Below are 12,301 nucleotides of genomic sequence, written 5' to 3' on the forward strand. Positions count from 1 at the left end.
AGCTGCTAATGATATGTAGAGAAGACAAAAGACGAGCTATAATAATGGCCCGTCTTTTTGTGATTTATATCCTTTTTAATTAGTGAATGTCTCGTTTTTTGAAATTTCCTCCCTTAACTTCTACTACTTCATATACTGTAACAAAAGCAGTTGGGTCAATTTCATGAATAATTTGTTTTATTTTACTATCTTCCAAACGATTAATGACACAAGAGATTTCCTTAAATTGTTGATTGGAATAAGCTCCTTGAACAATTTTAAATGTTGCCGTTCGTCCTAATCGGTCGCGAATTGTCTCTACCATTAGTTCGGGCTCGCTTGTGATAATATTAAAGGTTTTAGAACCACTTAAACCTTCTTCAACGATATGAATTACTTTGGAAGCTATAAAGTACGCAATTGCCGATAGTATTGCACCCTGTAAACCGAATACTGTTGATACAATAATGAATACAAAGAGGTTTAAAAAAAGAATTAAATCACTCGTACCAAATGGTAATTTTCGAGAAAGTAATACGGCAAGCATATCAATACCATCTAATGCCCCACCATTACGCAACGCTAGCCCCATACCAAAACCGATGATAATACCACCGACAACAGTCACTAACAGCGTATCACCTTCTATAATTGTAGGTACATGATGCATAAGGCTTGTACCGATTGCAAGAGAGAGAATACCAATTACTGAAAAGATAGCAAAAGTTTTACCAATTTGTTTATATCCTAAAAATATGAATGGAATATTTAGCACTGCAATTAGAAGTCCTAATGGTAATCCGAATAATTTTGAGCCAACGATACTAAGACCGGTAACACCACCATCTGATACATTATTTGGGATTAATACTGCTTCTAGTCCATACGCAGCTATCAACCCGCCAATAATAATCATGAAAACTCTTGTTGCGAACTTTACCCCTTTACGCTTATTTGCCATAATTTACACCTGATTTCTTCGTTAATACCAAATATTGGTTATCTACATATAAAGAACGTAAAAATATCCTTCCTTCAATAATCTTAGATTTGAATCTCTGGGTAACACTAAACATGGTGTGCTTCACAAAACCAACTACCATACATAAGTTAAAAATGGTTATAACTTTGCCGACCGAGAGTGCTAATTTTTCGTTATATAAATTCACCAAAATCGCTGTATTGTCTATAGTACCATCAGAGCGAACAATACTAACACCAATTCCTAAAATCATGCCTCCGAATACTGTTGCGAGTAGTATATCTTTTGTATATGGGTCTAAATTATGTAGGAGAATTGTTGCCACGGAGAGTATAGTAATTCCAATTCCGATAGAAAGCGCATGTGTTTTACCAAGCTGTTTATAGCCTAAAAAGATAACAGGTAAGTTTAAAACGAAGATGAAAATACCAAGTGGTAAACTTAATAAATGTGAAGTGATATTAGAAACAGTAATGATTCCACTATCCATGATGTGGTTGGGCACTAAAAATAACGCTAGTCCTACAACCATTACAACAGCACTAAGGATAACCATAATAGTTCTGATTATAAGTCTGCGGGCTTTATTCTTTTTCTGTGGCTTCTCTGCTTGAGATGCTAGTGCAGAGGTCTGTGAATCACTCAAATCAATCGCTCCAATCAACTAGTGTAGTAACCTTATTCTATTTTATCGAAATATGAATCAAGTAAAAAGTAATAAGTCTAAATACTGTCTAGGATTTAAGTAAAAAGTATAAAATTGTTTAAAAACCTTATTAATTGAATATAAATACAAGAGAATAGCAATAAACAAAAGCAGGAGTTATGTAACAATTAGTAGATAAATAATACATTTTCATTACAAAAGGGAGAAAATATTCACTCAATATTTTCTTTATGGTACATTATAGTGGTGCAAAAAAACCCTTGTGGGTAAATAAACCTATAGTAGGGTAAAGTTGGAAGGGGCTTTATTGATGAGTTCGTCTTGGAATAACAAAGAAGAAAACAATAGATTCACCTACAATTTTTCTTCTTTTAAAAAGGTATCAATTATTGCAGTGTTGATGGCAAGCTTAACGATTAATATGGGGTATGCCAAAGAAATTAATCATAAAGAAGCGTTACATAAAATCTACCACGTTTATGTCGACAATAAATATATGGGTGCTGTATCTGATGACAAAGCTGTTAAGGAAATCATTGCATCAAAAGAAAAAGAAGCAAGTAATCAGTACAAAGAATACGCCATAGATGCTGACTCAGCTGTGAAGATAATACCAGAGCAAGTGTTCAGTAATGAGACAAAGGATATAGAAACATTGGAGAAGGTTGAGCAAGCTCTAGTAGCACAAACGCCAGCTTTTTCATTATTAGTAGATAATAAGCCGATTGCTAATTTAAAAGATGCTAAAGCTTATGAAGAAACTGTTCGTATGTTGAAACTACAATATGTTTCACCGCAAGAGTTAGCTAGTTTTCATGCGGACCAACAAGCTATGAATGGTTTACCAGCTTTACAATCTGGTGAAACGCGAATCTTAGATATTTCCTTTAAACAAGGAGTTTCAGGTGTCACAAAAAAAATAGCGCCTAACGCTATACTAACGCCTGAGGACGCAGTGAAATTATTAATGACAGGCTCCGTCGAACAAGAAAAATATAACATCCAATCTGGTGATGTATTAGGATCAGTTGCAAAAAAACATGACTTAACAACTGCTGAGTTATTAGCTTTAAATCCTGGTATTACCGTGGATACAGTATTGCAAATAGGACAAGCGATTAACGTCACTGTCGCTAAGCCGTTTGTAACAATTGCTGTAAAGCAAGAAAAGAAAGTTACAGATACAATTCCGTTTAAGAAGGTTATAAAAGAAGACCCAACGATGTATAAAGGGGAATCAGTTATAAAGCAGCAAGGTGTTGACGGTAAAAAGGAGACATCCTATTTATTAACATCTGAAAATGGTACACGCACATCAAAAGTAGCATTAGAAGAAACAATCATACAGCAGCCTGTTGAGGAAATCGAAATTGTAGGGACAAAGGTTATTTCTTCTCGCGGGACAGGTGATTTTACTTGGCCAACAGTAGGTGGCTATATTTCGAGTCAAATGGGCCAACGTTGGGGTGCCCAACATCGAGGTATCGACATTGCTCGCCCTAGCAACTACAATATCCTTGCAGCAGATAATGGTGTTGTTGTAGCAGCGGGGGTTTCAGGTAGCTATGGAAATCGTATTGTTGTTAATCATAATAATGGCTATACGACTTTATACGGACATTTATCTTCTATTGATGTAAAGGTTGGACAAGTTGTTGAAAAGGGTTCAGTTATTGGAATTATGGGTTCTACTGGAAATTCAACAGGTACACATCTACATTTTGAAGTTGAGAAAAATGGTGCGCTTGTGAATCCTTTATCTTATGTTAGTCGGTAATTAACTTGTATAAAAGGCAGTCCAAACGCTGGGCTGTCTTTTTGCATATAACTATAAAAAAGTTGTTATTTCCCAAGAAATATAAGTGATTTTATTCGGCGAAACTTTTAATTTTATGTAAAAAGTTACACTTAGTATGTAATAGTCTCAAGTAATTGAGGGATTAGAGTAATTGTCGAAAAAGATAAACTGATCATGAATAATGCATGGAAGCTAAAAGCATGTTAGAGTTAAGAGTAGTGACTTTTAACTTCATTGAATAAAGTTGACTAGCTTTTTCCGTAAATATCCACTGTCTTTCTGTACGGAAACAAAGCGACAAGACAGGTGTTAAATACCCTAAAATAAAATTAATAATTTACACACATTGTTTTACAATAGAATAGAGGAATAGCGAAAGGGAGAGAATGGATGAACAAAACGATATTAGTTGTTGACGATGAAAAACCAATCGCAGATATTTTACAGTTTAATTTAATTAAAGAAGGCTACAAAGTTATTTGTGCATATGATGGAGATGAAGCGCTAGAGAAGGTTGAGGAAGAACAGCCAGATCTTATGCTATTAGATATAATGTTACCAAAGCGCGATGGTATGGAAGTTTGTAGGGAAGTGCGAAAAAAATATGATTTTCCTATTATTATGCTGACGGCAAAAGGCTCTGAGATTGATAAAGTATTGGGCTTAGAGATGGGCGCAGACGATTATGTAACGAAGCCATTTAGTACACGGGAACTGATTGCTCGTGTGAAAGCCAATATGCGTCGTTTACAAGTAGTGGCTCCAGCTGCAGAAGAAGCACAGGAAGAATCAAATGAAATTGTTGTAGGCTCTCTTGTTATTCAGCCGGACGCTTATTTAGTGATGAAGCGAGAAGAATCAATTGAACTTACGCATCGTGAGTTCGAACTATTACATTACTTAGGTAAACATATAGGACAAGTGATGACACGTGAGCATCTTTTACAGACCGTATGGGGTTATGACTATTTCGGTGATGTACGTACTGTGGACGTAACGATTCGTCGTTTACGTGAAAAAATAGAGGACAATCCAAGTCACCCAGCGTGGATTGTGACACGGCGTGGTGTAGGTTACTATTTACGAAATCCTGAACAGGAGTAAACGGAATGCAGAAAGTGAGCTTCTTTAAATCAATTCATGTCAAGCTAGTGCTTATTTATATATTATTAATCATGCTAGCTTTGCAAATTATAGGCATCTATTTCGCACGTGAATTAGAGCGAAATTTGAAGAGTAATTTCCAAGAATCCATTTTTCAACGTGTCGATTTGATGCAATATAGCATTCGTGAAGAAATTTTAAAAGAACGCGATGAAAGTATGCCAAAACTTGAGGAAAGTCTAAAGTCTATCGTAAAGGAATTCTCTACGGGCTTAAAGGATGTTTCAACTGGCGATATTTTAGAGATTCGCGTCATAGATAGTCGCCAGCGTATACTCGCAACCTCAGAAGTAGAGAACCAAAATTTGATTGGGCAACGTTCGAATACGGACATTGTACGTCGGGCAATTTCAGCAGAAACGTTATTTGATATTATAAAAATTGACAATAAAACGCGTGATCGAGTATGGGTGGTAGCAACGCCAATTCGTGATGGTGCAGGTCTTGATGATGAAATTATAGGGGTACTCTATATCGAATCAAATATTGAATCAGTTTTTGAACAAATGAATGATATTAACCGTATTTTCTTGGGCGGAACAGCGATGTCCTTAGTCATCACTATCTTCTTAGGAATTTTAGTGGCTCGTACAATTACACAGCCAATTGCTGATATGCGAAAGCAGGCACAGGCAATGGCAAAAGGGAACTATTCACGTAAAGTACGAGTTTATGGGACAGATGAGATTGGGCAACTTGCTCTTACCTTTAACCATTTGACGAATCGCTTGCAGGAGGCACAATCGACAACAGAGGCAGAGAGACGTAAGCTCAATTCGGTGCTAAGTAATATGACAGATGGTGTAATTGCCACTGATCGTAAAGGGCGTATTATTCTTATTAATGATCCTGCACTAGAATTACTGCATATTTCAAGAGATATTACACTAGGTCGCCCAATTGCATCTGTTTTAGGCATTGATCAGGAATATAGCTTTGAAGATTTAATTTACATGAATGATGCAGTAAATTTAAATTTCAGTACGGCAGATGCTCCATATATATTACGCGCGAATTTCTCAGTTATTCAAAAAGAGACGGGCTTTATCAATGGTCTTATTACCGTGCTACATGATAACACGGAGCAGGAAAAGATTGAAATGGATCGTAGAGAGTTTGTATCCAATGTTTCACATGAACTACGAACACCATTAACAACGATGCGCAGTTATCTAGAGGCATTAGCTGAAGGAGCTTGGAAAGATGAAAATATCGCACCGACATTTTTAAATGTTACACAAACAGAGACTGAGCGTATGATTCGTTTAGTCAATGACTTATTACAATTATCTCGTATGGATAGTGCGGATTATGAGTTGAATAAAGACATTGTCCTATTTAATTCATTCTTTAATCGCATCATCGATCGCTTTGAAATGTCTAAGTCAGATAAGGTAGTATTTGAACGGTTATTTCCAGAGGCATCTTATTATGTTGAAATTGACACTGATAAGGTGACACAAGTTATCGATAATATCATTTCCAATGCTATTAAGTATTCACCCGACGGTGGTAATGTACGCTTTGGCTTTACTGTTCAGGGCAATATGTTGAAGGTTATGATTTCCGATGACGGCATGGGGATTCCTAAAGAAAATGTCGGTCGCATTTTTGATCGCTTTTACCGAGTAGACCGTGCACGTGCACGCTCAATGGGTGGAACAGGTCTTGGTCTAGCTATTGCACGGGAAATGATTGAGGCACATGGCGGGAAAATTTGGGCGGAAAGTGATGAAGGTCATGGTACAACGATATTCTTCACATTACCATATGATTTAGATGAATTTGACGAGGCGGGTGAGTGGGAATGAAATATATAGAACCAGTTAAATCTGCTGTTTTATTTCTACTTGTAATGTTGAGTGTTGTGTTGACCTTTATTATTTGGACATATACGCCAGATTATAAATTTATTGAACAAACAGAAGGCAAAGAAATCTTAATTGATGCACAAAAAAATCTAGAAGATGTCATCAGACCTTATAAAGCTATTTATCGAGCTGAAGATGAATTTACCGGAACTGTATCGAATAGCACTATGAAAGATATTATGAATGCTTTTAAGGGCTGGAACATTCTTGATTTGGTGCGTGTTAATAATGAAATTTCATCAGACTATGTCAATGAGCTGATTCGGGCAAATAATCGTATGACAGTCTTTTTTGCTGGGGAGATTCCATTCTCAGCATTTAGCTCTATCTTTCAATTTGCTGATAAGGAACTACCAGAAACAACCTTCAATCGTATGATTATAGATTGGAGCCAATACAACAATAAAGAATTACAAATATTTTTCGTAAGTAGCAATAACAAATCACTGCTACGTTCACATGTAAGTATTGCAAATGCTCACCAGTTTGTAAGTGATATTGTTGAACCATCAAAGCAGTATGGTGTATTTAAAGAAGTAGAGCGTGATGGCTATACGTCACTTTATGTAGCCAACGATAAAATCGAATCTGTAAAGTATACGTATTATATAGTTGATTTACCACTTGAATCATTTAAAAATGTGTTATTTACAGATCCAAATATTGTACAGAGCAATGTTGAAAGTTCTACATCTGAAAAGTATACAGATGGCATGTCCCTAATGACCATCGATAAGAGATTAAAATCCTTGAACTACGTGTATCCAGCTGCAGAAAGTAGTGAACGAACAGAGCCGTCAAAACTATTAAATAGTAGTTTTGAATTTATCAATGAACATGGGGGCTTGACAGCGGATTATCGCTATGTATCAACAAGTACAAGTAAAAATCAATTGGATTATCAACTCTATTTACAGGGATACCCGGTATATAGCGATCAGGCAACAACCCGCATTACAACTGTTTGGGGGGACAATCGCATTTTCCGTTATAAACGACCATACTTTTCATTAGATATGGATATTTCGGAACAAGAGATTAAGGAATTACCTTCTGGAGCAGAAATAGTAGAAAAAATTCATACGCTTAATAATATTGTATTATCGGATATAGATGAAATTGTCTTGGGTTATTATTTAACGAAAGAAGAAAACGAAAGTTTATTTAATTTAGAGCCAAGGTGGTTTGTTATACGCAATGGTGCATGGATTTTATTGACGCCTGATATGCTAGGGGGTGTCAAAAATGGATTGGAATAGAACAAAATCCATTTTTATTATGGTTTTTCTAATCCTCAATATTTTCTTATATTGGTTGTACGTGAGTCGTTATAACGAGGCGCAAAACGTAGAAATATCTGGTGAGAAAACAATTGGGGTTCGTTTAGAAGATGATAATATTACGTATGGGGCACTCCCAAATAGTATAGAATCGGCTACGTACATTTCTGGCAAAGTCCATAATTTCACCCCCGCTGAATTTGTTAACTCAAATCATCAAGTGGATCTCTCCGTTGAAACGAGAGCGCGCGTTATTCTGGAAAGTCCTGTGAAATTACGAAATGTAAATGATGATACGAGCTTTACAGAATTTGCTCAAGCGCATATTAAAGAGGGTACTTCTTATGCATTATGGAAGGTAGACCGTGAGGAACGTGTCGCAATTTTCTTCCAAAAAACAAATAATCGAATGCTTTATTACAATAAGAGTGGTTTATTAAAAGTACGATGGAATTCAAACAACGAAGTAACAATGTACGAGCAAACAATGATTGATAGTATTGAAGAGATGGAGCAACAAGAAAGTGTCATCCCACCTCTTCAAATTCTACAGACATTATATGCAAAAGGGCTGTTAAAGCCAGATTCGCGGATTACGCAAATGAAGTTAGGCTACTCGACACTTGTTTATTTAACTCGAACACAGGTACTTGTTCCAACATGGGAAGTACGCGTGAAATTATCGGATGGAGAAACAGAAGAGTACTTTGTCAATGCTGTTGAAGGTAATGTTATTGAAATCCAAGGGGACAAGCAAGAGGGCGAAGAAGAAGACTGGGGAGTTTAGTATGCGATTTAGTGTTTTAGCAAGTGGTAGTACAGGCAATTCAATTTATGTCGAGAACGACGATTATGCTTTCATCGTCGACGCGGGCTTTAGTGGTAAAAAAATGGAACAACTATTTGCAAAAATCGACCGTAATATGAAAAAGCTAAATGGCATTTTTGTCACACATGAGCACAGTGATCATATTAAAGGAATTGGTGTCTTAGCACGAAAGTATAATGTCCCAATCTATGCTAACGCTAAAACGTGGCAGGCAATGGATGGGCTCGTAGGTGATATTCCAGTTGAGCAAAGATTCGAATTCGAAATGGATACTGTGAAACATTTCGGCTCATTAGCGATTGAATCTTTTGCAGTATCACATGATGCGGCAGATCCAATGTTTTATACATTCCATGAGGATGGGCGCAAGCTCGTTATCATTACTGATACAGGTTATGTGAGTGATCGTATGAAAGGGATAATCCGTGGGGCAGATTCCTTTGTGTTTGAAAGTAATCATGATGTGAATATGTTGCAAATGGGCCGATATCCATGGTCGGTAAAACGACGTATTTTAAGTGATGTAGGACATGTGTCAAATGAGGATGCTGCTATCGCCATGAGTGAGGTTGTTTTTGACAAGCAGACCAATATTTATTTATCACATTTAAGTAAGGACAATAACATGAAAGAGTTGGCGCGCATGAGTGTTTCGCAAACCTTGCAATCATGTGGTATTATTGCAGGCGAATATGTGCATTTATTTGATACTGATGCAGATGAGCCTACAAAGTTAGTAACCGTTTAACATAAAGGCCAATGGTGGTTGGAGTGCTTACAGAGATTACTTCTACAAGCTTTGCCACTGTCTCCTGGGAAATGGAGCGCAGACGGACAGGGTGGGAAAAGAGCCATAAGATTTACTAGAGTCTTCATAAAAAAAGCTGTTCAAGTGCATTTTGAAATGAATGCATTGAACAGCTATTTTTATGACTATTTTATTTATTTTTCATCTGATTTTAATGTTTGAATCGTAAGATAAGGGTAACAATTAACAAATAGCAGTAAATGAAAGGATGAGGACGATGAGTAATTTTCAAGATAACGATAAAAACAGTGATTTTCTAAATAATGATGAAATACAGAGATCACCTCTACAAGAGCGACTCGAACGGGACGAGAGGGAAATGCAATCAAAGCGTTTAAAAAAGAAAGGTGGAGGTGGTAAGGGCGGTTACTTCTTTAGCGGTCTTATCGGTGTTATTATTGGCGCTTTACTCGTTTGGCTAATGCTACCTGGACTTGTCAATCAAATGCCAGGGACTACAACAAATGGCTCAGACAAAAATGACACAACCATTAATCAGGTAGCAACTGAAGTAACAACAGACGTTACAGCAGCGGTAGAAAAAGCCTCAGAGGCTGTTGTCGGAATTACCAATATACAAGAAGTGACTAGCAATGGCTTTTGGAGTCAACCTTCGACATCAACACAAGAGGCAGGAAGCGGTTCAGGTGTTGTTTATAAAATAGAAGGCGACAAAGCTTTTATCGTAACAAATAATCACGTTATTGAAGGGGCAAAACAGTTAGAGGTAACAATGGCAGATGGCACGAAAGAAGAGGCTCAATTAGTAGGTCGTGATATGTGGACAGACCTTGCTGTTATTTCAATTAGCTCCAAAAATGTTAAAACAGTTGCAACATTCGGTAACTCAGATGTCTTAAAGCAAGGCGAAACAGTAATTGCTATTGGGAATCCACTTGGTTTAGAATTTTATGGCTCTGTTACAACTGGTGTTGTTTCAGGTAAAGATCGTTCGGTGCCAGTGGACTTAAATGGAGATGGTACAGAAGATTGGCAGCAAGAAGTTTTACAAACAGACGCAGCCATCAACCCAGGTAACAGTGGTGGGGCACTTGTAAACTTAGCAGGGGAATTGGTCGGCATTAACTCTATGAAAATTGCCGAATCATCTGTTGAAGGTCTAGGCTTCTCCATCCCAATTAACTCAGCTATTCCAATTATTGAAGAGCTAGAACAAAACGGTGAAATGAAACGTCCAACAATGGGTATTTCGCTAGTTGATTTAACAGATGTACCAGCATTCTACCAACAACAAACATTGAAGTTACCAGAAGAAGTAACAACAGGTGTTGTGATTACAGATGTTATGGGGAACTCACCAGCTGCAAAAGCAGGCGTTAAACAATATGATGTCATTGTGGAAATGGATGGCGAAAAAATTGAAACAGCTATCGATTTACGTAAACATTTATATAATGAGAAAAAGACTGGTGATGAATTAACAATGAAAGTATATCGCCAAGGTAAATTAGTCGAGCTATCATTAAAGTTAACAAATAGTGATACACTGTAAAGTAACACTTTAAGTGGTGTGGATAACTAGAAAATTGTGAATAGTAACTTTACACAGCGAGTAGTGGGAGAAAGCCTTTTCTTTCCTACTCGCTTTTCCTTTGTTACAATAGATTGTGGATAACATAGGCTGATTTGTGTATAAGTTTGTGGAAATTTCGGAAAATAAGGAGTCAAGTAAAAATGGAAAAATACAGCTGTGAAAAGCATATAGATCACGCTTTAGACATGTTCGTGGCAGAGGAAAAAGTATTCCCAATTATGGATAAAATCGAAGAGGATAAAAAGTTATCCACAAAATGCAGTTACTGTGAAGAGCCAGGAGAATATATTGTATCAAGGAAATAACTTTACACAATATATAGGAAGTGCTTGTGGATATGTTGATAACTTTTGTGGATAAATTGTTTGTAAATGAATTGTAAAGGTGGATAACGTGTGAATATAACGATTGTATCAGTCGGGAAACTAAAAGAAAAGTACTTAAAAATGGGAATTGATGAGTACATAAAACGGCTAGGTAGTTACGCAAAGATGGAATTAATGGAAGTGCCAGATGAAAAAGCACCGGAGCAATTAAGCGAAGCCGAAATGGAAATCGTCAAGAAGAAAGAAGGAGAGCGTATTCTTTCTAAAATTGGTCCTGACACATATGTTATTGCGCTTGCCATCAATGGCAAGATGAAAACCTCTGAGGAAATGGCGACAGATATTGAGTCATTAATGACCTATGGTAAAAGTAAAATTGCCTTTGTAATAGGAGGCTCTCTCGGTTTACACGACGATGTATTGAAGCGCGCCGACGAAAAGCAATCATTTGGCAAAATGACATTGCCCCATCAGCTGATGAAGTTGGTGCTAATCGAGCAGATTTATAGAAGCTTTAGAATCATGAAGGGCGAACCGTATCATAAGTAAGTGCGGTTTTATAATGCATCTTTAAATATTATATATTTATATAATTAATACTTAGGCATATTCAGATAAAATGAATATGTCTATTTTTTTGGAAATCTCGTAACGTTTTATTATTTCGCTAGTTAATTAAGTGAAGGAGGGGAGTTGACCTTGGCAAAGTAACGAAAGAAAAAAGGCAAACATGGGAAGAACTTCTACAACAAATGACGTTGATTTGGGAGAGATAAAGAGGAATTGATTTGTATCAAATATGGCAAGAAAATCAAAAAGAAAATGTCACAGCTAGTTTAGTAGGAGATAATTTTTTTAAAGGGATTGCTTTATAATAAATAGCAAAAAGAGAAATTACGCTGTGCAATTTCTCTTTTTTTTTGCTTGAACTGAAATTAATTATAACTCATCTTCGGTAACCTCATTGCCATTACCGTTGCCATTGCCATTGCCATTGCCGTTGCCATTGCCATTGCCATTGCCCTGTCTCTTATACACATCT

The 12,301-nt window shown here is 36.7% G+C and carries 11 protein-coding genes; 9 read left to right on the forward strand and 2 right to left on the reverse strand.

Annotation, left to right across the window (positions count from 1 at the left end; translation table 11 throughout):
- Positions 1-79: 79 nt before the first annotated feature.
- Complete coding sequence (locus tag C9J35_RS18990) at positions 80-940, reverse strand: YitT family protein (protein ID WP_107925971.1); 861 nt, start codon at positions 938-940, stop codon at positions 80-82.
- The gene (locus C9J35_RS18995; RefSeq protein ID WP_235616371.1) at positions 930-1,607 is read right to left on the reverse strand and encodes a YitT family protein; all 678 of its coding nucleotides are present in this window, start codon (positions 1,605-1,607) and stop codon (positions 930-932) included. The genes C9J35_RS18990 and C9J35_RS18995 overlap by 11 nt, the downstream gene beginning before the upstream one ends.
- A gap of 331 nt (positions 1,608-1,938) precedes the next feature.
- Here C9J35_RS18995 and C9J35_RS19000 point away from each other — a divergent pair, with 331 nt between their 5' ends.
- The 9 genes from C9J35_RS19000 (at position 1,939) to rlmH (ending at position 11,808) form a co-directional block, all read left to right on the forward strand.
- Positions 1,939-3,405: a M23 family metallopeptidase gene (locus C9J35_RS19000; protein ID WP_054768469.1), complete on the forward strand. Its 1,467-nt coding sequence runs from the start codon at positions 1,939-1,941 to the stop codon at positions 3,403-3,405.
- A 411-nt stretch (positions 3,406-3,816) separates the two neighbouring features.
- Complete coding sequence (gene yycF / locus C9J35_RS19005; RefSeq protein ID WP_010860713.1) at positions 3,817-4,530, forward strand: response regulator YycF; 714 nt, start codon at positions 3,817-3,819, stop codon at positions 4,528-4,530.
- A gap of 5 nt (positions 4,531-4,535) precedes the next feature.
- Positions 4,536-6,401 (forward strand): cell wall metabolism sensor histidine kinase WalK, encoded by a 1,866-nt coding sequence (walK, locus tag C9J35_RS19010; RefSeq protein WP_054768468.1) that lies wholly within the window; start codon positions 4,536-4,538, stop codon positions 6,399-6,401.
- Positions 6,398-7,720, forward strand: a complete 1,323-nt coding sequence (locus C9J35_RS19015) for a YycH family regulatory protein (RefSeq protein ID WP_107925973.1) — start codon at positions 6,398-6,400, stop codon at positions 7,718-7,720. The genes walK and C9J35_RS19015 overlap by 4 nt, the downstream gene beginning before the upstream one ends.
- Positions 7,707-8,528 carry a two-component system regulatory protein YycI gene (locus C9J35_RS19020; protein ID WP_054768467.1) on the forward strand — a complete coding sequence of 274 codons (822 nt, stop codon included), beginning with the start codon at positions 7,707-7,709 and terminating at the stop codon, positions 8,526-8,528. Before C9J35_RS19015 ends, C9J35_RS19020 begins: the two co-directional genes overlap by 14 nt.
- A 1-nt stretch (position 8,529) precedes the next feature.
- On the forward strand, positions 8,530-9,318 hold the full coding sequence (locus C9J35_RS19025) for an MBL fold metallo-hydrolase (RefSeq protein WP_107925975.1): 789 nt from the start codon (positions 8,530-8,532) through the stop codon (positions 9,316-9,318).
- Between the two features lie 277 nt (positions 9,319-9,595).
- Positions 9,596-10,891, forward strand: a complete 1,296-nt coding sequence (locus C9J35_RS19030) for a S1C family serine protease (RefSeq protein ID WP_107925977.1) — start codon at positions 9,596-9,598, stop codon at positions 10,889-10,891.
- Positions 10,892-11,073: 182 nt separating this feature from the next.
- Entirely contained in the window at positions 11,074-11,238 is a 165-nt protein-coding gene (locus C9J35_RS19035) for a CxxH/CxxC protein (RefSeq protein WP_107925979.1), read from the forward strand.
- A 90-nt stretch (positions 11,239-11,328) separates the two neighbouring features.
- Positions 11,329-11,808, forward strand: coding sequence for a 23S rRNA (pseudouridine(1915)-N(3))-methyltransferase RlmH (gene rlmH, locus C9J35_RS19040; protein WP_054768466.1), 480 nt, complete (start codon positions 11,329-11,331; stop codon positions 11,806-11,808).
- Positions 11,809-12,301 lie beyond the last annotated feature (493 nt).

Origin of the sequence: Lysinibacillus parviboronicapiens (assembly GCF_003049575.1) — a bacterium.
Classification (GTDB): domain Bacteria; phylum Bacillota; class Bacilli; order Bacillales_A; family Planococcaceae; genus Lysinibacillus; species Lysinibacillus parviboronicapiens.